Below are 23598 nucleotides of genomic sequence, written 5' to 3'. Positions count from 1 at the left end.
GCGCCTTCCTGGTACGCGCTCTCCTCGCGCCGAGCGCCGACGAGCGCGCCGCGCGGCCGGGGCGTCGATCGCACGCACTTCGGGCACAGCACTCCCCCGGACCCGCCCGCGTCGTAGATCATGAAGTATGCGACCGGACGACTGGCACTTCACCGAAGACCTCGACACGTTCCTCGCCCGCGCCGGAGACTTCCTGCGCTCACGGCCCGCCCTGCACACCACGCAACTGACGACCCTGGAGAAGATGCGCACCCGGGGCACGGCCGCGTTCGGCCCCGGCCCCGTCGTGTTCGGGCTGCTGGAGGCGGGGGGCGAGGTTCACGCGGCCCTCTACCGCCTCCCGTCCCACCGCGTCGTCCTCACCGCCCTCTCCCCCGAGCAGGCCGACGTCCTCGCCGGCCGCCTCACCGGCCTCGGTCTCACCGTCGCCGGCGTGCTCGCCGACCACGACACCGCCACCGGGTTCGCCGAGGCCTGGCAGCGGCACACCGGCGCCGCCGCCGTGCACGGTTGGCGCGGCCGGCTGCACCGTCTCGGCACGCTGACCCCGCCGGAGCCGGTTCCGGCGGGCCGGGGACGGTCGGTGGAGGAGCGGGAACACGAGCACCTCATGGGATGGTGCCGCGACTTCGCGGCGGACGTCGGGGAGAGCGTCTCCATAGACGCCGGCACCTGGGCCGGCACCCGCTTCGCCGAGAAGCGCTACACCTACTGGGAGGACGCGGACGGTACCCCCGTCTCCATGGCGGGCGCCAATCCCCTGGTAGGCGGCCAGGTCCGCATCGATCCCGTCTACACCCCGGCCCGGCTCCGCGGCCGGGGCTACGCGGGCGCCGTGACCGTCGCGGTGACCCGGGCCGCGCTGAACGCGGGTGCGACCGACGTCGTCCTGTTCACCGACCCCGCCAACCTCACGAGCAACGCGCTGTACCGGCGCATCGGTTACCTGCCGTACGCCGACTTCACCGGCTACGACCTCGGCCGGCTGCGATGAGTTTTCCCGGGCCCGCGGGTCTACCCTTCCGACAGCGATGATCAGAGATCACCGAACGGGAGCAGGGAGCACCATGGCTCAGTTGCTGCGGGTCCAGAACTTCACCGTCTCGAGCGACGGATTCGGCGCGGGCGAGGGGCAGGGCCTGGAGCGGCCCTTCGGCCACGCCGATCCGATGAGCCTGTTGAGCTGGGCAGGCGCCACGGCCAGCTGGAAGATGCGGACGGAGCCGGGCGGCAGCCGCGGACTGGACGACTACTTCATCCGCGACTACGACCACAACATCGGCGCCGAGATCATGGGACGCAACAAGTTCGGCCCGCAGCGCGGCCCTTGGGAGAACGAGGAGTGGCAGGGCTGGTGGGGCGACGAACCGCCCTTCCACACCCCGGTCTTCGTCATGACCCACCACACCCGCCCGTCCTTCTCCCTGTCGGACACGACCTTCCATTTCGTCGACGACGACCCCGCCAAGGTCCTGGAGAAGGCGAAGGAGGCGGCCCGGGGCAAGGACGTCCGCGTCGGTGGCGGCGCCACGACCATCCGCGCCTTCCTGGACGCGGACCTGGTGGACACCTTGCACGTGGTGGTGAACCCGTCGATCACGCTCGGCTCCGGTGCCCGCCTGTGGGAGTCCCCGGACGAGCTGACCGACCGCTTCCACCTCGACGTGGTCCCCAGCTCGAGCGGAGTGGTGCACCACCTGTTCTGGCGCAATTGACATCCTCGCCGCCCTGAAGGACGGCGATTCCCGCCTACCGCGCCGTTGAAGGCTGCGGTGTCGGGTGGGTTCCTGCTTCGCTGCGCGGTGCCGGGACGAGTCCCGGTCTTACCTGCGCTCCACAGGCTGACACGGCCAGTCCGGCCGCCTTGGCGACGTTGACCGCCGCGTTGATGTCCCGGTCCAGGACCGACCCGCACGCCCCACACGTCCACACACGGACGTGCAGCGGCTTCGGGCCGTCCTTCACGCCGCACTGCGAGCACACCTGGGAGGTCGGCTCGAAGCGGCCGATCTTCACGAAGGTGCGCCCGTACCGTGCGGCCTTGTACTCCAGCATGTTCACGAACGCCGACCATCCGGCGTCGTGGACGGACTTGGCCAGGCGCGTGCGGGCGAGTCCCTTCACCGCCAGGTCCTCCACGGCGACCGCTTGGTTCTCGCGGATCAGCTTCGTGGAGAGCTGGTGGTGGAACTCGCGGCGTGCGTCGGCCACCTTCGCGTGTGCGCGAGCGACCTTGATCCGGGCCTTGTTCCGGTTGCTGGAGCCCTTCTCCTTGCGGGAGAGGGCGCGCTGTGCCTTCTTCAGGCGCTTCTCGGCGCGGCGCAGGAAGCGCGGGCTGTCGACCTTCGTCCCGTCGGAGAGGACCGCGAAGTGCCCGAGCCCGAGATCGATGCCCAGCCCGGGTGTGACCTCGGGAAGGGCTTCCTCCGTGCCGGTCTCGACGACGAAGCTCGCGAAGTACCGGCCCGCACTGTCCTTGACCACCGTCACCGTCGACGGCACGGAGGGCAGCGTCCGCGACCACGTCACCTTGACGTCGCCGATCTTCGGCAGACGCAGCTTTCCGCCGGTAGTGATCGACCAGCGGGCGTTCGCGGTGAACCGGACGGCCTGCCGGGTGTCCTTCCGCGACTTGTACCGGGGTGCGCCCATACGGGGGCGCTTGCCCTTGAGCCCGTCGAAGAAGTTCTTGTACGCGGTGTCCAGGTCGCGGAGGGACTGCTGGAGGACGACCGCGGAGACCTCGCCGAGCCAGGCCCGCTCCGGGGTGTTCTTCGCCTCGGTGATGAGCGCCTTCGACAGGTCCCCGGTCTTCGGGAACGGCGTGCCTTCGCTGCGGGCGGTCTCCCGAGCGCGGAGCGCGTCGTTGTAGACCACCCGAACGCCCTCGCCAACGCGCTGCGCTGACCGGCGCTCGGGTACAGACGGAAGCTGTACCGAAGCTGCACGCGGATCATGATACGCAATTGGTTTATGGGTATTGATGAGAACGTTCGTACTGGTCGTCACTGTGTCTTCCGCATGCATGTCCACTTGGTTTTCGTGACGAAGTACCGGCACAAGGTCTTAGCCGATCGACACCTGACGCGGTGCGAGGAGATCATGCGGGCCGTGTGCGAGGACTTCGAGGCCGAGCTGGTCGAGTTCAACGGCGAGAACAACCACATCCACCTGCTCGTGAACTTCCCGCCGAAGGTCGCCGTGTCCAAGCTGGTCAACAGCCTCAAGGGCGTCTCTTCCCGGCGGCTGCGCCAGGAGTTCCCCGACCTCGTCCGCCACTACTGGCGGGCACAACGACTCTGGTCCGGCTCGTACTTCGCCGGTTCCGTCGGCGGCGCACCGCTCAGCACCGTGAAGCAGTACATCGAGCAGCAGAACCGGCCGCTCTGACCTGGGCTGAGGTGAACAGTGCGGATCCGTGCACACAGCTGAGGTCAGAGCAGCTCTCAGATCCGCTTCACCACCGGGCTGAAGCCCGCTGCACTGCGAATAGTCCCGACAGCAGGACTGCGCTCGGGTCCGGTGCTCACAGCGTGTGGTGAACTTTCCGTCGGCCAGCTTGCGCAGCCAGCCCCGCTCGGCGAGCCGGTTCAGTTTCGCCCGCAGTGCCTCCGACCACCCCGGCCCGGCGCCAACCGCCCCCGAACCCGTCGAGCCGACGGCCCCACCGTGGCGCGGCTACCGCTCCGGGCTCCGGCGACTCAGCTCGAAGAGCGTGCGCAGGCTCCGCAGGAAGCTCTCCCGGTCGGCGTCCGCCAGCTGTCCGAGCCAGGACTCCTCGCGCCGCTGGATCTCGTCCCGCACGGAGTCCCGCAGCCGGCGGCCTTCGGGAGTGAGGGAGAGCAGCCGGGCCCGGCGGTCCTCCGGGTCGGGCCGGCGGGTGAGCAGCTCGCGCGACTCCAGGTCGTCCAGCACGGCGATGATGCGGGTCTTGTCGGCGTTGATGGCCGCCGCCAGCGCGGCCTGGGTGCGCAGGGGTGTGTCCCCGAGGGCCGACAGCGCGACATACCCCCACATGCTCAGCCCGTGGGCGTCGAGGACGGGTTGCTCGGCGGCCATCAGCGCGCGGCCGAGGGGGACGACCATCGCGGCGAGGTCGGGTCTGGGCGCGTCTCCAGCGGCAGCGTTCACGGCGCCGAACCTACCCGTTGACAATCAGTAGGCACAAGCAGATCGTAAGCACATGCCTACTAAAATTCTGAGATCCTCCTGGACTGCCGGACCGGCGAGCGGCCGGCCCGGCCCCGTCCTGGTGAGCATCACCGACTTCGCCCCCCGCAGGATCACGGACCTGCCCGGGATCTACCGGGCGGCCCGGCACCTCGCCTCCGACTGGCAGGAGCTGGACGGGGCGCACGGCATGTGGCTGTGGGCGGAGCGCACCGGCCGCAGATGCGGGGCCGTGGCCGTCTGGCGCGATCACGCCGCGCTGCGCGGGTTCGTCGGCTGGCCGCCGCACGTGAAGATCATGCGGGCATACCACGGCAGGGGGGAGCTGACCTCGGCCACCTGGAGCTCCGACACCTTCGACCCCAGAGCTGTCTGGGCGCGGGCCCGGGCCGAGCTGCTCACCCCGCGGACGACCTGACCCCGGCCCCTCCACGTCGCCGCCGCCCCATCCGCGCCCCGCCGGGACGGATGAACGCACGACCATTGACACGCCTCTCCGGAACGTTCAAGGATGACCTTCGTTGACAACGTTGTCGCCTGGTGAAGAAGGACCGTGATGGGCCCCGTTTCCCTCCCTGTCGGCCGCAGGCTCCTGCTCCAACTGCTCGGCGCGAGCGGCGCCGCGGCCGCGCTCCAGCCGGTGCTGGGCGCGTCCCCGGCCGCCGCCTCCGGCTCGGCCGCGGCCCGGTCCGTCGATCCGCCCGACGAGGTCGCCGCCACGTACCACCGCGTCCTGCTGAAGCACACCCGCTGGTCCGAGACGCAGTGGGACGAGGCCAAGGGGACCTACACGGATGAGTACTTCGGCTTCGCCGTCGTCCTCGGACACGCCGTGCTGCTCACCCACGGGACCTTCGACGAGCGCGAGGCCGGCGTCGACCGGGAGACCCTCAGGCGCCGGACCCTGGCGACCCTGCGCCACTTCGCCTCCTCCAACCGGCTCACCGGCGGCACCGAGTGGGGCCGCACCCTGTTCTTCGACACCACGTTCCAGTCGTACTTCATCCTCGCCGCGCACCTGCTCTGGGACGAGCTGGACGCGGGCACCCGCGCCGCCGTCGACACCATCACCCGCGAACAGGCGGCGTACACCCACTCCCTGGGCACCGGCGACGACCCGGCCTCCGGGGACTGGACCCCGAACGGCCTCGAGGGCGGGCACGTCGGTGACACCAAGCTGGAGGAGATGGGCCTGTACGCGCAGACCCTCGCCCCTGCGCTGGCCTGGGCACCGGACGACCGGCGCCGGGCCGGCTGGGCCACCGACTACGGAACCTGGTCGCGCAACGAGGGCGGGCTGCCCGCCGCCGACCTGGCCAACCCGGCACGCGTGGACGGCGTCCCGGTCTCGCGCAACACCGCGCACAACGCGTACGACACCTTCATCGTGGAGAACCACGGCTCGTTCGGCCCGCACTACCAGGCGGAGATGTGGCGCACCTCGGGCCGCAACGCCGCGCACTTCCTCGCGGCGGGCGAGCCGCTGCCCGAGGTCCTGACCAGGCAGCCCAACGCGGAACCGCTGTGGCGCACGCTGCTGGGTGTCATGTCGGACGCGGGCGAGCCGCTGATGCCCATGGTGAACGACCGGGAGCACCTGTACGGCAGGGACGTGATCCCGCTGGCCTTCCTCTCCCGGGTGGCCGGGGACCGGGCGGCGGCCCGCGCGGAGGCGGACCTCGCCGAGCGGCTGGAGGCGTACCAGAAGTATCCGCCGGAGTACCGGCTCGCGAAGTTCTCGGGCGAGCCCAAGTACGAGCCGGAGGCACGCGCGGAACTCGCGATCAGCTACCTGCTGCACGTGTGGCCGACCGCCGGCCGCGGGGTGCGCCCGATGTCGCGCGAGGAGCTGTTCGCGCACGCGGCGGGCGTCACGGACTTCGGGACCGGACCGGGTCTGGTCTCCCACCAGTCCCCCGCCGCCTGGGCGGGCGTGGTGACGAAGCCCGGGTTCGTCAAGTTCGGCTGGCAGCCCGGGCACGACGACTGGCTGTTCCGGCTCAGCGGCGGCACACCGATGTTCCTGCCCTCGACGGCCGCGAAGGTCACCGGCAGGCAGGTGCGCGTGCACACCGCCCTGCGCGACGGGTTCGACGGCAGCGCCACCGTGCTGCGGCTGGGCGAGGGCTTCGCGGGGTACGCGACCCTCCCCTCGGGCGGTGTCGTCTACGCCTGTGACGGGGCGGGAGCGGGCGGCTCGCGGCTGGAGGTGCACAACCTCACGATGCCGGGTGTGGCCGGCCTGGACGGCAGCCGCACCTACCGGTTCGCGGAGGGTTCGGCCACGGTCCGCGCGCAGGACGCCTCGCCCGCGGCGAAGGGACGCGTCGACGAACTGGCCTTCCTGGCCGCGACGGTGCGCCACGTCAGGATGCTGGGCGTGCGGCCCGACCCGACGTACGGGTACTCGCTGTACGCCGTCGAGGTCCGCGCCGGGGACGGCACCGAGGACCTCGCGCGCGGCAGGGCCGCGACGGCGTCCTCGCAGTCGGCCGGGATGACCGCCGGCCTGGCGGCGGACGGCGACCCCGGCACCCGCTGGGCGGTCTCCCGCGAGGACAGGAAGCGCGCGGACAGCTGGTGGGCGGTGGACCTCGGCGCCGCCCGTGCGGTCGACCGGGTCACCCTGCGCTGGGAGGCGGCCGCCGGACGCTCCTACCTGATACAGGGCTCGTCCGACGGCGAGCGGTGGACGGACCTGGCCACCGGACCGGCCCCGGCGCTGCGCAGCGAGGGTGGCTGGCTCGACATCGACGGCCGCGCCGGTCTGGTCGTCCGTGGCGGCGGCGCGCACACGGTGGCGGTGTACGGCGACACGATCGTGCCGGCCGAAGGGGCGCGGGACGCTCTCGTGATCGAGGGGCACTGCGCTGCGTCCCCCGCCGAGTTGCGCGCGCTGGCGGGCCGGCCGGCCCCCGTGGCCGAGGACGCCCGGGTCCGTGCGGCCCTCGTGGACGATCACCTGAGCCTGTTCAACCTCTCGGCGGACGCGGTCCACACCGGGGTAGAGGTGCCGCAGGAGGGGCGTCACCGGCACGTGTACGAGGGCGAGCAGACGGTGACCCGGCAGGGTATCGGCTACACGGCGCGCCTGGACGCCGCGTCCGCGCTGCTGCTCCCGCCCCGGTTCACGCTCATGCCGCTCCTGGGCGGGAGCCTGCCGCCGGGGCTGCGGGTCAGGGTGAGTGACGGGGCGACCCTGCACCTGTCGGGCCCCCGCTGCCGGGTGCGGATCGAGGCCCAGGGGCGCAGCACCGTCGCGACCGTGCGCCATGGGCACGAGGTCCGTGTCACGCTGCGCGGCGCCCGGCCCTTCCCGCACGACGACCACGCCCTCGGGCGGAACACCTTCCCCACCAATCCGCTGCCACCGGGGATGTCCGGCCCGGGTGCCGCCGTGGACGGTGCCCCCGACACGGCGTGGCGGCCGGGCCGGGACGGCCGCATGGTGGTCGACCTCGGCGCGAGCACCGAGGTCCGCCGGGTGGAGGCGGAGTGGACGACCGGCTCGGCCCCGGCGGCCCGCGTGGAGTTCAGCACCGACGGCGTGCGGTACCGGCGGGTGGGGACGCTGACCGGTCACGGGCGGGTGCGCACGGTCGCGTACCGGGGCCCGGCCCGCTACGTCGCGGTGACGGTGGACGGTACGCCCCGCTCGCACGAAGGGCTGGTGCGGCTCTCAGTGAAGTGAGGAGGACCGGGTGGCGGGACGCCGCCCGGGACGCCGTGCCGACCCCTTCGGGTGGAACCGGGCCACGACCGTCGTGTGACCATCACGCGATTCACTCGTTTGAGAGATCAGCAACAGCAGATCCTCGGTCGTGGAGGGCACCGCCTATGCCCGTCAGTCGGTTCCGTGAGAGAAGTCGCCCGGCCCAAGGGCGTGTTCAGAGAGCCGAGTCCGTGCTGGTCGAGCAGTACGGCGGCCTCGTACGCCTGGCGTACCTGGTGCTGCCTGCCTCGTTGGGCAGACACCGCAGGGTCCTCAGGGCCCACTCCCTCGCCCAGCGGGCCCTGCCCCGGACCGGCGGCGGAGCACGGCCGACGCCCGGTGTGCCGGCTCCGCGCGCCGGTGCCGAGCCGGTCGCGGCCCTCATCGGCAACGACCTGCGCGTCGCCGTCCTGCGCGCCGCGCTCAAGGACGGGCGGCGCGCGGGCAGCTGGGCGGGCCGGGCGGCGGCGGTGTGGCCGCCGCGCCGGCTGCCCATCGTGCTGGGGCTGCGGCTGTTCCCCCGGTCGGGCGACGCCGACGACATGGCCCTGGGCCGGGTGCTGTCCGGCGCGGAACCGGCCACCCGGGGCGCGTTCGTCCTGCGGCACGTGGACGGGCTGTCCGAGCCGGAGGTCCTGGAGATGCTGCGGGCCGCCGGCGCCGAGGATCCGGCCGGGGCCCTGCGCGCCGCGGACCGCCTCGGCCTCGGCAACGGTGCCGTGGCGGCGAGTGTGCTGTCGGCCGCGGCCCCCAGCGAGTTCGACGCGTGCACCGTGCGGGCGCAGCCGACGGACCTGCTGCGCCGCAGGCGGCGGACGCGGCTGGCAGGCGCGGTGGTGCTCGCCGCACTCGTCACCGCGACGGCGCTCGTCGCCACCGGCCAGGACACCGAGGGCTCCGACGCGGCGGGGTCCGGCGTCGCACGGTCCCCCTCCGCGCCCGCCGCACAGGACCTGCGCCGCACGGACCCCGCACTGTGGGCGGACACCTCGCGGGTGGACTTCACCGCCTGGCCGGCCCGCGGCGACCGGTCCGACGACACCGCGCTGCTCACCCGGGCCCTGGAGACCTGGTCGAGCCCGTCACGCGGGAACACGGACGTCTCCTTCGCTCCGGGCACACCTACGGACCCTCCGCCCGGTTCCCCGCAACTGCTCTACGCGGGCGAGGTGGACGCCCGCACGGTCGTCCTCCTCCACGACGGCCGGCGGCTCGCCCGGTACACGGAGCCGGACACCTCCGGCGGTGAGCCCGCCGCCCTGTCCGTGGCGCGGGTCGACGACGCGGACGTCACCACCGCCGCCGCGGTCGCCTTGACGCAACGCGACGGAGCGGCCCGGTACCTGCTGGCCCCGTGGATCGCCGAGGCCGGCACCCGTGACCTGCTGCGCCCCGACGACGCCGCACGCGACCTCGACGTCTCGGCGGACGGTGTCACCGAGCCCGTGCCGGTGACACCGGCGGGCGGGTCCTGCGAGCGGCGCACGGTGCTGCAACTGCGGTCGTCCTCCCGCATCGTCGAGGACCACGCGTTCCTCCTGGCCGACCGGGGCGGTCTCTCCCCCGTGCACCTCACCTACACGCCGCTGCCCGGTGCCGGCACTCCTCCGGCCCGCCAGCCCAGGGAGGCCACCGGGGGCGCCGCCCTGGCGGCCTGGTCCCGGCTGGCGTGCGGCCTGGACGGCCTCCTGGACGAGGGCGAGCCGGTCCGCGCCGTCAATCTCTGGGACTTCGCCGACCAGCGGCTCCCCCAGGACGCCGGACGTGCCGTGTGGTCCTGTGCCCGCGCCGTCACCTGGCGCGGCACCGACGAGGTCTCCGTGGACCTGCGCACGCGCGACGCCGCCCAGCCGGTGGTACGCGCCCGGGGAACGGCGGCGTGCAGCCGGTTCGGCCAGCACGTGGTGGCCGACACCCGCTGGCGTTCCCCCGAGGGTGACTGGTACGTCCTCGCCGCCGGCAGCCGCGCCGTGACGGGCCTGCGCGTGACGGGTGGGGTCACGGCCGAGAGCGACGACCGGACCCTGGCGGTCCGGGCGCCCCGGGAGGCGGAGGCCGAGGTCACGGGTGCGCTGCGGACCGGCGAGGACCTGGCCGCCCTCCACGGCGACGGCGACCGATGAGTTCCGCCGGCGGCACGGGTCCACCCTGACATGACGCACATCATCGCGGACATCTCGGTCTCCCTCGACGGCTTCGTCACCGGACCCGACCCCGGCCCGGACAACGGCCTGGGCACCGGCGGCGAGCCCCTGCACACCTGGGCGTTCTCCGACGACCCCGAAGACCGCCGGATCCTGCGCGAGGCCACCGCCCGGTCGGGTGCGGTCGTCCTCGGCCGCCACCTCTTCGACGTGGTCGACGGACCGGGCGGCTGGGACGACACGACCGGCTACGGCGCGGGCGAGGTCGGCAGACCGGCGTTCCTCGTCGTCACCGGCTCACGGCCGGAGTCGGTGCGCCTCACCGGCCTCGACTGGACCTTCGTCACCACCGGCCTGGCCGACGCGGTGACCGCCGCGCGCGAGCGTGCCGAGGCGGCCTCGACGGCCGCCGGCCGGGACCTCGACGTCGTCCTCATGGGCGGCGGCGCCCTGATCGGTTCGGCGCTCGACGCGGGACTGGTCGACTCGCTGACGCTCCACCTGGCGCCCGTCGTGCTGGGCACCGGGACGCCGCTCTTCCCCGGCCGGGCTCCCCGCTCGCTGGCACAGCGGAGCGTGACCCCGACGTCCACCGCGACCCACCTGACCTACGACGTGCTCTGACACCGGCCGACACCGCCCTCGGCCGTCCCGCGGATCCCGGCCGTCCCGTGGATCCCGGCCGTCCCGCGGATCCCGGCCGTCCCGCGGATCCCGGCCGTCCCGCGGATCCCGGCCGTCCCGCGGATATTCGCGTGCACCGAGCGGTGGCGGGCGCTACCGTCGTCCGCATGAACGTCATCGGCCGAAGCATCTTCGCGACCGCGCGAGCGACCAGCTCGCCGGCCGCCGCCGCCTGACCTTCTCCCTTTCCCACCGGCGACCGGAAACGGCCCGTCGGTGGTCTCGTGGCGTTCCGGCCCCTCGCCTCGCCGCCCCGCTCGCACGGTCCCGTTCTCCGGTGCCTCCCGCCACGCAGCGAAGGAGTCACCCCCATGGACACCGAGCAGATCGTCCGCACGTTCACCGAGTACTACGAGGAACACGGTCACCGCCGGATCACCGGCTCGACCCTGCTGTCCCCACCGGGCGACTCCGTGCTGTTCACCACCTCCGGCATGCATCCGCTCACCCCGTACCTGGAGGGCCGTCCGCACCCGCTGGGCCGGCGGCTGGTCAACGTCCAGCGCTGTCTGCGCACCACGGACCTGGAGGAGGTCGGCGACAGCACCCATCTCACCGTCTTCGAGATGCTCGGTACCTGGTCCCTGGGCGACTACGAGAGCCGGCAGAGCCTCGACTGGGCCCACCGGCTGCTCACCGAGGGCCTGGGCATCGATCCGGGGCTGCTGCACGCCACGGTGTACGGCGGCGGGGACCAGGTGGGACCGGACACCGAGTCGCTCCGGCTGTGGCAGGAGCGGGGTGTGCCGGTGGAGCTGACGGTGGAGGACAACTGGTGGTCCAACGGTCCGGTCGGCCCGTGCGGACCCGATTCGGAGATCTTCCTGTGGACCGGTGACACCCCGCCCCGGTCGACACCCACCCGCGACGACCGCTGGGTCGAGGTGTGGAACCACGTGATGATGCGTCACCGCCGCCTGGACGACGGCAGCCTGGTGCCGCTGCCGCAGCGCAACATCGACACCGGCCTCGGACTGGAGCGCCTCTCCTCGCTGCTCCAGGGCAGGCCGTCGGTGTTCGAGTGCGACGTCTTCGACCCGTGGCGGCGCCTGGTGCCGCCCCTGTGGCCGCTGGACGAACCGTCGCTGCGGCTGGCCGTCGACCATCTGCGCTCGGCCGTCGTCATCATCGGTGACGGGGTCCGCCCGGCCAACACCGGACGGGGGTACGTGCTGCGCCGCCTCGTGCGACGGGTCCTCACCGTGCTGTGGCGGGACGATCCGTCGCGCGGCCTCGGCGACCTCCCCCTGGAGCTGGTCTCCCACACCCTGGGCCACTTCCGGCAGGAGGGGGACCCCGGGACCGTACGGCGACTGCTGCTGGAGGAGGAGAGCCGGTTCCGCGGGCTCCTGGAGCGCGGCCGGAGCGTGCTCTCCCGGCCCCGTTTCCGCGGCCCGCTGGGAGAGGACGACTTCCACTACCTCCACGACACCCACGGACTGCCGCGCGACCTGGTGACGAGCCTGCGCGAGGAACGGGCCCCGGGCGGCCATAATCGCCCGCGTGAGTGAGACTGAGTCCCACAAGACAGCACAGGAGATGTCCACCAGGGGCGGTACCCGCTGGCGCACCTTCGTGCAGACGGAGACCGGCAGCGCGGTCCTGCTCCTGGTGGCCGTCGTCGCGGCCCTGCTCTGGGCCAACATCGACTTCCACTCCTACGAGGCCGTGTGGCAGGCCCACTTCACGGTCGGCTTCGACACCCGTCACCTGTCGCTGACGGTCCACGAGTGGATCAACGCGGGGCTGATGAGCCTGTTCTTCTTCGTCGTCGGGCTGGAGGCGCGGCGCGAGTTCGACATGGGGGAACTGCGGGACCGGCGGTGGGTGCTGCTCAGCGCGGTGGCCGGCCTGGGCAGCATGGTGGTTCCCGCCGTGATCTACGTCGTGATCAACGCGGGGCACGACTCGGTGCACGGCTGGGGCACGGCCATGTCCACCGACACCGCGTTCGCGCTGGGCATCCTGGCCGTCCTGCGCCATCGGCTGCCGGCCTCGCTGCGGGCGCTCATGCTGTCCATCTCGGTCGTCGACGACGTGGTGGCGCTGTTCGTCATCGCCGTCTTCTACAGCGACGAGATCCACCTTCCGGCGCTGCTCGTCGCCCTGGGCGCGCTGCTGGCCGTCGTCCTCGTGCTGCGGCTGGCGGACGCCGGTCGCGGTCTGTTCTGCTCCCTCCTGGCCGTGGTGGTGTGGGTGGCGCTGCACGAGGCCGGGATCGATCCGGTCGTGACGGGTCTGGCGGTCGGGGCCCTGGTCATCGCCTACCCGGCGCCCCGCGGGGACCTGGAGCGGGCGAGCCGTCTCTTCCGGCTGTTCCGGGAGCAGCCGACGCCGGAGCTGCAGCGTTCGGCGGCGCGGGGCCTGGCCTCGGCGATCTCGCCGAACGAGCGGCTGGAGGAGCGGTTCCTGCCCTGGGTGAGCTTCGGCATCGTGCCGCTGTTCGCCCTGGCCAACGCGGGGATCGAGCTGAGCGGCGCGCGGCTGGCCGACGCGTTCACCTCACCCGTCACGCTGGGCATCCTGATCGGCTGTGTGGTCGGGAAGATCATCGGTGTGGTGGGTTCCATGGCGGGCGCGCAGCTGCTGTCGGGGCGGCGGCTGCGGCCCAATGTGGGCTGGGGCTCGGTCACCGCCGCCGGGTCGATCGCGGGGGCGGCCTTCACCGTGTCGCTGCTGATCGCCGCGCTCGCCTTCGAGGGGGAGGAGCTGAACCAGGCGCGCATCGGCATCATCGTCACGCTCATCGGCTCGTTCGCGGTCAGCTGGGCGGTCTCCGCGGTGATCGGCCTCCTGCCCGCGGCGCGGCGGACGCGGGCTCTGCTCGGCACGTCCGAACCACTGACGGATCTCGGGGTGGCGGTCGACGAGCGCCACGACCATGTGCGCGGTCCCGCGGACGCCGCCGTGACCCTGGTGGAGTACGGCGACTTCGAGTGCCCGTACTGCGGCCAGGCCGAGGGCGTGGTGCGCGACCTGCTGGGCAGCGAGACCGACGTCCGCTACGTCTGGCGCCATCTGCCGCTGACCGACGTGCATCCGAACGCCCAGGCGGCGGCCGAGGCGTCGGAGGCGGCCGCGCGGCAGGGCAGGTTCTGGGACATGCACGACCTGCTGATGGGCCGCCAGGACGAGCTGGGCGAGCGGGATCTGCTGCGGCACGCGCGCGAACTGGGCCTGGACATGGAGGTGTTCCGCGAGGACCTGGCGCGGCGCCGGGGCGCCCGGCGGGTGGCCGAGGACGTGGACTCGGCGGACCTGAGCGGCGTGTCGGGCACGCCGACCTTCTTCGTCAACGGCAGGCGCCACCGGGGTGCCTTCGACATCGACGCCCTGAAGCAGGCGGTCGAACAAGCCAGGCGGCGGGCCCTGGCCGGAGGGTGAGGTGACGTCCGGTCAGGTGCCGCGGCGGGCCGGACGGCGGCGGCGCTGGACGGCTCCGTAGGTCTTCTCCAGTGCGGCGGTCGACGCGTCGTAGGAACGCTGGGCCACGCCGACGAAGAGGCAGTCGACGACGGCGAGCTGGGCGATGCGGCTGACGGTCGCGCCGGAGCGGAACGGGGTCTCCCGGGCGCAGGTGGTCAGTACGAGGTCGGCGCCGGTGGCGAGCGTGGAGCCGGGGTCGTTGGTCAGGGCGATGGTGGTGGCTCCGCGTGCGGCGGCGGCCTGCAGGGGTTCGGTAGTGTCCTCGGTCTCGCCGGAGTGGGAGACGGCCAGTGCCACGTCGCCGGGCCCCAGGAGCGCCGCCGCGGTGAGTGCGGCGTGCCGGTCGCTCCAGATGAAGGCCATGTGGCCTATGCGGTGCAGCTTCTGATGCAGGTCCTGGCCGACGAACGCGCTCGCCCCGACGCCGAAGATGTCGACCCTGCGGGCCCCCGCCACCGCGTCGACCGCCCGGCCCAGCGCCTCGATGTCGAGTCCGGCGCCGGAGTCCTCCAGGGCCCGGACCTCGTTGTAGATGATCTTGCCGACTATGCGGTCCAGCGTGTCCGTCGGGCTGATGTCGGTGCCGCCGCGCTCCGGACGCTCACCGCCCAGGGCGTGTTCGCGCGCGGCGGCGGCCGCCAGCGCCAGGCGCAGCTGGGGGTAGTTGCCGGTGCCGATCGTGCGGCAGAACCTCATCACGGTGGCGGCCGACGTGTCCGCCCGCTCCCCCAGCGCGTTGATGGACAGTTCGGCGACCTGTCCCGGGGCGGCCAGGACGGCGTCGGCCACCCGGCGTTCAGAGGGGGGCAGGGAGGGCCGTGCGGCACGGACTCGCGTGAGGATGTCGGCGAGCGGGGCGTCCGGTGCGGACTGCTCCGGCGCGCCGGACGAGGACTGGCGGACCATGGCCCCTCCTGAGTGTGGTGGACACAGGCTAATGGGGCCACCCGGGTTGGTCAAAAATTTACGTACGGTCCGAACAGCCGTTACTTATTGACATCCGGAGTACGGCATTCCCATACTCGGACGGCCCTCTCCCCACGCCGGCGACCCCACCGGCCAGTGTCTAGGAGCACGCGTGCGCCAGCTCGACCTCGTGGTGATCGTGGTCTATCTGATCGGGATCGCCTGGATCGGCCTGCGGAAGGCCGGCAAGCAGAAGTCGGCGAAGGACTACTTCGTCGGCGAAGGCCACATGCCGTGGTGGACGGTGTCCTTCTCCGTCGTCGCCACGGAGACCAGCGTCCTGACCGTGATCAGCGTTCCCGGCGGCGCCTACAGCGGCCAGGGCTTCGGCAACGTCGAACTCGCCCTGGGCTACGTCATCGGACGCGTCGTCGTCGCCACCGTACTGATCCCCCTCTACAAGCGCGGCGGGTTCGTCAGCGCCTACCAGTACCTGGGCGACCGGTTCGGGCTGAAGCTGCAGGGGCTCGCCTCGGTGACGTTCGTCTTCACCCGGCTGCTGGCCGAGGGCGTCCGGCTGTTCGCCTCCGCCATCCCCATCAAGCTGCTGCTCGACGAGTTCGGCGTGCACGCGAGCTACCGCGTGATCATCATCGTGCTCACGCTGATCACCGTGGTGTACACCTACCTGGGCGGCATCAAGGCGGTCATCTGGACCGACGCCATTCAGATGGGCCTGTACCTCGGCGGCGCGATCCTCGCCGTCGCGGTGCTGTCCGCCCACGTCGGCGGTGACGGCTACGCCCGCGCCTGGGACGCCGGACGGTTCACGCTCTTCGACACCGACTTCAGCCTGGCGCACGTCCTCACCAGCCCGTTCGCCCTGCCCACCGCCATCATCGGCGGCGCCATCTTCGCCATGGCCAGCCACGGCTCCGACCAGCTCATCGTGCAGCGGGTGCTGGCCACCCGGACGCTGCGCGAGGGCCAGAAGGCCATGATCGCCTCGGGTGTCTTCGTCGTCGTCCAGTTCGCCGCGTTCTCGCTCGTCGGCGCGCTGCTGTGGTCGTACAACCAGGGCAGGTCGTTCTCGGAGCTGGGCCTGTCCAGCTCGGACAACCTCTACCCCGAGTTCATCCTGAACGGGCTGCCCGTCGTCGTCTCCGGGCTGCTGGTGGCCGGCATCCTGGGCGCCGCGATGGGCTCGCTCTCCTCGGCGCTCAACTCCATGTCGAACTCGACGGTCGCCGACATCATCCACAGCTTCTTCCGCAGCACCCCGTCCGAGGAGTCGCTGCTGCGGCTCGCCCGCTGGATGACGCTGGTGTGGGCGACCCTGATGGCCGTCTTCGCGTGCGCGTTCAGCGCGAGCACCGGCAACGTCTACCTGACCGGGCTGACCATCGCCGGCTACACCTACGGCGCGCTGCTCGGCGCGTTCCTGCTCGGGCGGCTGGTGACCCGCGCCAACGAGGTGGACTCCGTCGTGGCCTTCCTGGTCACCATCGGGGTGATGACGTACATCGTGCGGGTGGTCGAGATCGACGTCACGACGGGCGGGACGACGGTGTCGCAGGCGATCGCGGCCCAGTGGCTGGTGCCGATCGGGGTGGTGATCACCCTGGTCGTCGGCGGCGTGCTGAGCCTGTTCCACCGGGCACCGGCGGCCGGCGGGGGCGCCCTGGAGGGCGCCGAGCCGGGTACCGGCCCCGACCGGCTCACCGCGGCCGGCCGGAAGTGAGCGGGCCGCCCTTGGGCCCGGACCCCTTCTCACAGGAGACGTCTTGCGTGTGATCGGCCTGATGTCAGGCACCTCCTACGACGCCGTCGAGGCGGCCGCAGCGGATCTCGTCCTCCGGGACGACGTCCTGGTGATGCGGCCCCTCGGGCATCTCTCGGCCCCCTACCCCGACGAACTGCGCGACCTGATCGCGGGGTTCCTGCCGCCGTCGGCCACGACCGCCCGCACCGCCGCCGTGCTCGACACCGGCATCGGCCGCGCCTTCGCCGACGTGGCCGTCCGCGCCCTGCGCGACCTGTGCGACGGGACCGCGGACCTGGTCGTCTCGCACGGGCAGACCGTCTACCACTGGGTCGAGGACGGCGCCGTCCGCGGCACCCTGCAACTGGGCCAGCCCGCCTGGATCGCCGAGGCCACCGGCCTGCCCGTCGTCTCCGACCTGCGCGGCGGGGACGTCGCCGCCGGCGGTCAGGGCGCCCCGTTGGTGGCCATGACCGACGCCCTCGCCCTGGCCGCACTGCCCGGCACCCCGGCCGCCCTCAACCTGGGCGGCATCGCCAACCTCACCGTCGTCGCCCCCGGCGCCGCCCCGCTGGCCTTCGACACCGGGCCCGCCAACGCGCTGATGGACGCCGCCGTACGGCACTTCACCGGGGGTGCCCTCGGGTACGACGAGGACGGGCGGCGGGCCGGCGCGGGACGGGTCGACGCGGCGCTGCTGCGGGTGCTGCTGGACGACCCGTACTACGCCGGGCCGGCCCCGAAGAGCACCGGCAAGGAGCGCTTCCACCTGCCCCACCTGCTGGAGGCGCTGGCCTCGGCGCCGGTGCCGGAGCCGGACGACGTCCTGGCGACCCTGGCCCGGCTCACCGCGGTCACCGTGGCCGACGCCTGCCGGGCGCACGGGGTCACCAGGCTCGTGGTCTCCGGCGGCGGGGCGCACAACCCGGTGCTGATGGGCATGCTCGCCGAGGAACTGCCCGGCGTGCCGCTCGGCCCCAGCGACGCGCTCGGGCTGCCGTCCGACGCGAAGGAGGCCCTCGCCTTCGCGCTCCTGGGCTTCCTCACGGTGCACGGTCTGCCCGGCGCGATTCCGTCGGGAACCGGTGCGCGCCGGGCGACGCTCCTCGGCAGCATCACCCCGGGCCGGGAGCCACTGCGCCTGCCCGAGCCCGCCACGGTGCCGCCCCGGCTGCTCCGCGTCACGGACGAACCGGTGTCGTGACCGCCGTCGACCGCCCGTGCCGGCGGGGCGGGCCTCAGCCCATCTCGCCGGTGCGGGCCTGCCGCCACAGGTCGACGCTGCCGTCGGCCACCGCGTACTTGTCGATCTCGGCGAGTTCGTCGGCGGTGAAGGTGAGGTTGTCCAGCGCGGCCACGTTCTGCTCCAGCTGACCGGTGCGGGAGGCGCCGATCACCAGCGAGGTGACGCGCGGGTCGCGCAGCGCCCAGGCCAGCGCCATCTGGGCCAGGGTCTGGTCCCGGCGGGCGGCGATGTCGTTCAGCGCGCGCAGCCGCTGGAGGGTGTCCTCGTTCAGCCAGTCTGTCGCGAAGGACTTGCCCTGGGTGGCGCGGGAGCCCTCCGGGACGCCGTCGAGGTAGCGGCCGGTGAGCAGGCCCTGGGCGAGCGCGGTGAACCCGATGACGCCGAAGCCCTCCTCGCCCGCGGCGTCGAGCAGGCCCTCGGTCTCGATCCACCGGTTGAGCATGTTGTACGAAGGCTGGTGGATCAGCAGCGGCGTGCCCAGGTCGCGGAGGATCGCCGCGGCCTCACGGGAGCGTTCCGCGTCGTAGGACGAGATCCCGACGTAGAGGGCCTTGCCCTGCCGCACCGCCGTGTCCAGGGCCGTCATCGTCTCCTCCAGCGGCGTGGAGGCGTCCAGGCGGTGGGAGTAGAAGATGTCGACGTACTCCAGGCCCATGCGCTTCAGGGACTGGTCGAGGGAGGCGAGCACGTACTTGCGTGAGCCGCCGCCCTGGCCGTAGGGGCCGGGCCACATGTCGTACCCGGCCTTGGTGGAGATCACCAGCTCGTCCCGGTACGGCGCCAGGTCCTGGCGCATGATCCGGCCGAAGTTGATCTCCGCGGATCCGTACGGCGGGCCGTAGTTGTTGGCCAGGTCGTGATGGGTGATGCCGAGGTCGAAGGCGCGCAGGGCGATCTCCCGCTGCGACTCGAACGGCTTGTCGTCGCCGAAGTTGTGCCAGTAGCCGAGCGACAGGACGGGCAGGTCGAGACCGGAGCGACCGGTGCGGCGGTACCGCATGGTGCCGTCGTAGCGGTCGGGGGCGGCGACGTGGTTCATGGTGGCTCTCCGGTGGGGAAGCGGGACGGGCGGCCCGTGACGGTCGGGTCAGCCGGTGGCTGCCCCGAACCACCGGGGCAGCCGGTCGACCAGGTCCTGCTGGTCGTCACCGACCCATGCCACATGGCCGTCCGGCCGCAGCAGCATCGCGGGCACCTCCAGTCTCGCACCGGCGTCGACGACGTGATCGACGCGGTCCGACCAGCCGGTGACGGACAGCCGGCCGGTGCGGTCCAGGAGCAGTCCGCGGCCGGTGCGCGTCAGCTCGTACAGGCGACCCTGCCGCAGTTCGACGTCGCGCATTCGCCGGCCGACGAGTTCGTGTCCGGCACCGAGGTCGTAGCGGACGTTCAGCGCGGTGATCTTCTCGGCCAGGTGGCGGCCGACGTCCTCGAACCGGGTCAGTTCCGCCAGCAGGCGGCGTACCGCCCGGGGGCCGGGTTCGGTGGAGAGCAGTTCCATCTGGGCGCGGGTGTTGTCCAGCACGTCGGCGGCGACCGGGTGCCGTTCCGTGTGGTAGCTGTCCAGCAGCCCGTCGGGGGCCCGGCCGTTCACCTCGGCGGCGAGCTTCCAGCCGAGGTTGAAGGCATCCTGGATGCCGAGGTTGAGGCCCTGCCCGCCGACGGGCGGGTGGATGTGCGCGGCGTCGCCGGCCAGCAGCACCCGGCCGGTGCGGTAGCGCTCGGCCAGCCGGGTGGCGTCGCCGAAACGGGACAGCCAGCGCGGCGAGTGCACGCCGAAGTCGGTGTCGGCGCACGCTGTGAGCTGCCGTCTGAACTCGTCCAGGGTCGGCGGGACCGAGCGGTCCTCGGCCACGCCCGCGGCGGGCACGACGACGCGGTGGAAGCCGTCCCCCAGCGGTCCGGCGCCGAACCGCTTCTGAGTCTGACGGACCTCGGCCACGACGGCAGCCACCTCCTCGGGGTCCGCGCCGACGCGCATCTCGCCGATCAGCGTCTCCGTGCGGGAGGGCTCTCCGGGGAAGCCGACGCCGAGCAGTCCGCGGACGGTGCTGCGGCCGCCGTCGCAGCCCACGAGGTAGCGGGCGCGCAGCCGGGTGCCGTCGGCCAGCTCAGCGGTCACGCCCTGGTCGTCCTGGCTCAGTCCGGCCAGTTCGCGGCCTCGCTCGACGTCCGCGCCGAGTTCGACGGCGCGCTCGGTCAGCAGGCGGTCGGTGACGGGCTGCGGGATGCCGAGGACGTAGGGGTGCGTGGTGTCCAGCTCGACGGGCGCCGACGTGCCGATGCCGGCGAAGAAGCCGCCGGCCGGATACCGCTTGCCGTGTTCGAGGAACCGCTCCAGCAGGCCGCGCTGGTCCATCACCTCGATGCTGCGCACGTGCAGTCCGAGCGAGCGGACCACCTGGGTCGGCTCGGTGTCCCGTTCCAGCACGCGTACCTGTACGCCGTGCAGGCGCAGTTCGCCGGCCAGCATCGTGCCGGTCGGTCCGGCGCCGACGACGAGCACGTCGATCATGAGTCCCCCATGGTGAGAAGGCGTCCGATCGGCCCGGCTGCCTCACGCGGGCAGCGGCCGAGGGCGCCGATTCTGCGCCACGGAGGGGACCTTGCCGCAAGGCCCCCCATGAGCTATAGCTTGATAGTGGCAGGCAGGAGGCGAGTGGTCCTCCTGCCTTTTCCGTTGCCTCCAGGTGCTGACGGTGGTGACCGCGTCGACGCCGTACGTGCGGGCGTAGCCGTTCTCGGTGCCGACGAGGAGGTCGACGACCTCGAAGTACCGGTCAGAAGAGTGTTTCGCGCAGAGCGTCGACGAGCAGCTGGTAGGCGTGGTGGTCGTCCGCCTCCCAGACCCAGACGTCGGTGACGCGCGCGGAGTAAAACTCCGTGCCGTAGAAGCGTGACCGTACTCCGGTGGCCCTCGCCCTGACGGTGGGGACGACCTGGGCGGTGAAGGCGTCGATGCGCGCACCACTGCTCGAAGCTGGTCGGGGAGGCGGTGTCCGGGGTACGGGCCACGCCGGCGTCGAGGCCGTGTCCGACGAGGGTGATGCGCACGTCGTCGCCGGACTGCTGGAACTGGCCGGCCAGGAGGCGCCGGGGGCTCGCTGCGGTTCCGGGCCGAGGAACTGGAGGCCGGGCCGGCCCTCCGCGACCGCCGGGTCGACCTGGAGGTCGGGGCCATCGACGACGCGGACCCGGAGACCCACGTCGAGGAGCTGGTCACCCTCCGTATGACGGCGGCCGTCCGGCCCGGCCATCTGGCCGCGATGACCCTGGCCGCCCGCAGTGACGGCGTCGCCCTCGTCCCCGCCGCCGCGCCGGGCGCGCATCCTCGCCCCTCACCGAGCGGGCCGCGGTCCTGGGCCTGCGGCTCCTCGGCATCCCGCTGACCCTGCCGCCGGTGACCATCGGCATGGCCTGGCACCCCCGGCACACCTCCGACGGGGCCCACCACTGGCTGCGCGGGGCCGTCCGCCGGCTCCTCCGGATGTCCCAGGACTGTCCGTAGTGGCGCCGTCACGGACCCACCCCCGGGCGAAAAGGGCGCAAACGCGTGATTGAGGACGCCGTACGAGGGCACGCGTTCGCCCTGTCGTCTCCGCTTGCGCGCCCTCGGCGGCGGCGGAGACTGATACGGACGACGGCACTCCGGAAGGCCTGGACGGATGGGTGAGCACGCGGCGCGTCCCGGCGCCGGGACGCGGCACGGGAGCGGGAGCGGCGGTGCCCCCTGCCCTGGCCCGGAGTCGTTCCGCGAGCGGCGCGAGAGGCGCCGCGAGACGCGCGAGGCCCTCGTCCGGACGTATCCGGACCGGATTGGCGTGACCGCTCCAGGGCACCCCTCCCCCGCGATCGTGCCACGCGGCGCCTGGGCGTCACCCACTCCACGACGAAAGGCAGTCTCATGACGGACATCACGCCTGCCACCACCACGGACTCCGGCGCACCGGTGGAAAGCGACGAACACTCGCTCACCGTCGGCCCGGGAGGCCCGGTACTCCTCCAGGACGCCTACCTCATCGAGCAGATGGCGCAGTTCAACCGGGAGCGGATCCCCGAACGCCAGCCGCACGCCAAGGGCAGCGGCGCCTTCGGCCACTTCGAGGTGACGCACGACGTGAGCGCCTACACCAAGGCGGCCGTCTTCCAGCCGGGAACGACGACCGACCTGGTCATCCGCTTCTCCACGGTGGCGGGTGAGCGCGGCAGCCCCGACACCTGGCGCGACCCGCGCGGCTTCGCGGTGAAGTTCTACACCAGCCAGGGCAACTACGACATGGTCGGCAACAACACGCCGGTGTTCTTCGTCAAGGACCCGATGAAGTTCCAGCACTTCATCCGGTCGCAGAAGCGCCGGGCGGACAACAACCTGCGCGACCACGACATGCAGTGGGACTTCTGGACCCTGTCACCGGAGTCCGCCCACCAGGTCACCTGGCTGATGGGCGACCGCGGCATCCCCCGGACCTGGCGCCACATGAACGGCTACACCTCCCACACGTACATGTGGATCAACGCGGCCGGCGAGCGGTTCTGGGTGAAGTACACCTTCAAGACGGACCAGGGCATCGAATTCTTCACGCAGCACGAGGCCGACCAGATGGCGGCGGCCGACACGGACTACCACACGCGGGACCTGTTCGAGCACATCCGTGACGGCGAGTTCCCGAGCTGGACCCTGTACGTGCAGGTCATGCCGTACGAGGACGCCGCGGGCTACCGGTTCAACCCGTTCGACCTGACGAAGGTGTGGCCGCACGGCGACTACCCCCTCATCCCGGTCGGCCGCATGACGCTGGACCGCAACCCGACCGACAACCACGCCGAGATCGAGCAGGCCGCCTTCCAGCCCAACAACCTGGTTCCCGGCATCGGCCCGAGCCCGGACCGCATGCTGCTGGCCCGGCTCTTCTCCTACGCCGACGCCCACCGCCACCGGATCGGCGCGAACTACCAGCAACTCCCCGTGAACGCCCCGGTCGTCGACGTCCACACGTACTCCAAGGACGGGGCGATGGCCTATCGGAAGACGAGCGACCCCGTCTACGCGCCGAACTCCAAGGGCGGTCCCGCCGCCGACACCGAGCGGTTCGGCACCCCGCCCAGCTGGGAGGCGGACGGGGCCATCACCCGCGCCGCCTACGTCGACCACGCCGAGGACGACGACTGGGGGCAGCCGGGCACGCTGGTCCGCGAGGTCATGGACGACGCGGCCCGGGACCGGCTGGTCGACAACGTGGTCGGTCACCTCCTCAACGGGGTGAGCGAACCCGTCCTCCAGCGGGCCTTCGAGTACTGGTCGAACATCGACAAGACCATCGGCGACCGCATCGCCAAGGGTGTCCGGGCCAAGGCGGACGAGAAGGACCCGAAGGCCGCCGAGCAGGGCAACCCGGCCCGGCGGTCCATGCAGGAAAAGGCCTGACGACAGGAGATGGCCCGGCCCCGGGAGGCGGTCCGTGACACCACGGGGCGCCTCCTCGGCGCGGACAAACGCGTTGCCGGACGCGATGATCGGCCGCTAACGTGCCGGACGTGCGTTGATCTG

General features: G+C 72.4%; 16 protein-coding genes and 2 pseudogenes. 12 read left to right on the top strand and 6 right to left on the bottom strand.

Annotated features, from left to right (window positions below; genetic code table 11):
• The first annotated feature begins 127 nt into the window (after positions 1–127).
• A complete protein-coding gene (locus tag ACFW01_RS05835; protein WP_384502475.1) occupies positions 128–994 on the top strand; it encodes a GNAT family N-acetyltransferase in 867 nt (288 codons plus the stop codon).
• A 73-nt stretch (positions 995–1067) separates the two neighbouring features.
• Positions 1068–1715, top strand: a complete 648-nt coding sequence (locus ACFW01_RS05830; protein ID WP_234958755.1) for a dihydrofolate reductase family protein — start codon at positions 1068–1070, stop codon at positions 1713–1715.
• Between the two features lie 34 nt (positions 1716–1749).
• Here ACFW01_RS05830 and ACFW01_RS05825 read toward each other — a convergent pair.
• Positions 1750–2948, bottom strand: a pseudogene (locus ACFW01_RS05825) (RNA-guided endonuclease InsQ/TnpB family protein).
• Between the two features lie 25 nt (positions 2949–2973).
• Here ACFW01_RS05825 and tnpA point away from each other — a divergent pair.
• Entirely contained in the window at positions 2974–3390 is a 417-nt protein-coding gene (gene tnpA / locus ACFW01_RS05820; protein WP_384502474.1) for an IS200/IS605 family transposase, read from the top strand.
• 288 nt (positions 3391–3678) lie between these two features.
• Here tnpA and ACFW01_RS05815 read toward each other — a convergent pair whose 3' ends face one another.
• Positions 3679–4131 (bottom strand): MarR family winged helix-turn-helix transcriptional regulator, encoded by a 453-nt coding sequence (locus ACFW01_RS05815; protein WP_234958738.1) that lies wholly within the window; start codon positions 4129–4131, stop codon positions 3679–3681.
• Between the two features lie 52 nt (positions 4132–4183).
• On the opposite strand from ACFW01_RS05815, the gene ACFW01_RS05810 reads away from it, so the two are divergent.
• The 6 genes from ACFW01_RS05810 to ACFW01_RS05785 all read left to right on the top strand — a co-directional run bounded on the left by ACFW01_RS05810 (position 4184) and on the right by ACFW01_RS05785 (position 14094).
• A complete protein-coding gene (locus ACFW01_RS05810; RefSeq protein ID WP_384502473.1) occupies positions 4184–4588 on the top strand; it encodes a hypothetical protein in 405 nt (134 codons plus the stop codon).
• Positions 4589–4726: 138 nt separating this feature from the next.
• A complete protein-coding gene (locus ACFW01_RS05805) occupies positions 4727–7861 on the top strand; it encodes a discoidin domain-containing protein (protein ID WP_384502472.1) in 3135 nt (1044 codons plus the stop codon).
• A 212-nt stretch (positions 7862–8073) separates the two neighbouring features.
• On the top strand, positions 8074–10005 hold the full coding sequence (locus ACFW01_RS05800; protein WP_384502471.1) for a hypothetical protein: 1932 nt from the start codon (positions 8074–8076) through the stop codon (positions 10003–10005).
• Positions 10006–10035: 30 nt separating this feature from the next.
• A complete protein-coding gene (locus tag ACFW01_RS05795; RefSeq protein ID WP_384502470.1) occupies positions 10036–10650 on the top strand; it encodes a dihydrofolate reductase family protein in 615 nt (204 codons plus the stop codon).
• 371 nt (positions 10651–11021) lie between these two features.
• A complete protein-coding gene (locus ACFW01_RS05790; RefSeq protein ID WP_234958715.1) occupies positions 11022–12221 on the top strand; it encodes an alanine--tRNA ligase-related protein in 1200 nt (399 codons plus the stop codon).
• A gap of 28 nt (positions 12222–12249) precedes the next feature.
• Positions 12250–14094 carry a Na+/H+ antiporter NhaA gene (locus ACFW01_RS05785; RefSeq protein WP_384502572.1) on the top strand — a complete coding sequence of 615 codons (1845 nt, stop codon included), beginning with the start codon at positions 12250–12252 and terminating at the stop codon, positions 14092–14094.
• A 12-nt stretch (positions 14095–14106) separates the two neighbouring features.
• On the opposite strand, the gene ACFW01_RS05780 is transcribed toward ACFW01_RS05785, so the two are convergent.
• Positions 14107–15042 carry a MurR/RpiR family transcriptional regulator gene (locus tag ACFW01_RS05780; RefSeq protein ID WP_234958713.1) on the bottom strand — a complete coding sequence of 312 codons (936 nt, stop codon included), beginning with the start codon at positions 15040–15042 and terminating at the stop codon, positions 14107–14109.
• Between the two features lie 172 nt (positions 15043–15214).
• Between ACFW01_RS05780 and ACFW01_RS05775 the strand changes: the two genes are divergently transcribed.
• Together ACFW01_RS05775 and ACFW01_RS05770 are read left to right on the top strand one after the other, a co-directional pair.
• Positions 15215–16783 (top strand): sodium:solute symporter, encoded by a 1569-nt coding sequence (locus tag ACFW01_RS05775; protein ID WP_234958711.1) that lies wholly within the window; start codon positions 15215–15217, stop codon positions 16781–16783.
• A 43-nt stretch (positions 16784–16826) separates the two neighbouring features.
• Positions 16827–18008, top strand: coding sequence for an anhydro-N-acetylmuramic acid kinase (locus ACFW01_RS05770; protein WP_234958708.1), 1182 nt, complete (start codon positions 16827–16829; stop codon positions 18006–18008).
• A gap of 34 nt (positions 18009–18042) precedes the next feature.
• Here the strand turns inward: ACFW01_RS05770 and mgrA are convergent, their stop codons facing one another.
• The 3 genes and pseudogenes from mgrA to ACFW01_RS05755 all read right to left on the bottom strand — a co-directional run.
• On the bottom strand, positions 18043–19089 hold the full coding sequence (gene mgrA / locus ACFW01_RS05765; protein ID WP_234958706.1) for an L-glyceraldehyde 3-phosphate reductase: 1047 nt from the start codon (positions 19087–19089) through the stop codon (positions 18043–18045).
• Between the two features lie 48 nt (positions 19090–19137).
• Positions 19138–20565: a rifampin monooxygenase gene (rox, locus tag ACFW01_RS05760; RefSeq protein ID WP_234958704.1), complete on the bottom strand. Its 1428-nt coding sequence runs from the start codon at positions 20563–20565 to the stop codon at positions 19138–19140.
• A gap of 174 nt (positions 20566–20739) precedes the next feature.
• Positions 20740–21085 (bottom strand): annotated as a pseudogene (locus ACFW01_RS05755) (darcynin family protein); the annotation flags it as partial.
• A gap of 869 nt (positions 21086–21954) precedes the next feature.
• Between ACFW01_RS05755 and ACFW01_RS05750 the strand changes: the two are divergent.
• On the top strand, positions 21955–23475 hold the full coding sequence (locus ACFW01_RS05750; RefSeq protein WP_384502469.1) for a catalase: 1521 nt from the start codon (positions 21955–21957) through the stop codon (positions 23473–23475).
• Positions 23476–23598 lie beyond the last annotated feature (123 nt).

The sequence above is a fragment of the Streptomyces sp. NPDC058985 genome (assembly GCF_042740985.1).
Lineage (GTDB): Bacteria > Actinomycetota > Actinomycetes > Streptomycetales > Streptomycetaceae > Streptomyces.
Note: the sequence above shows the minus strand (reverse complement) of the source record. Positions and strands in the feature narration are given on the sequence as shown.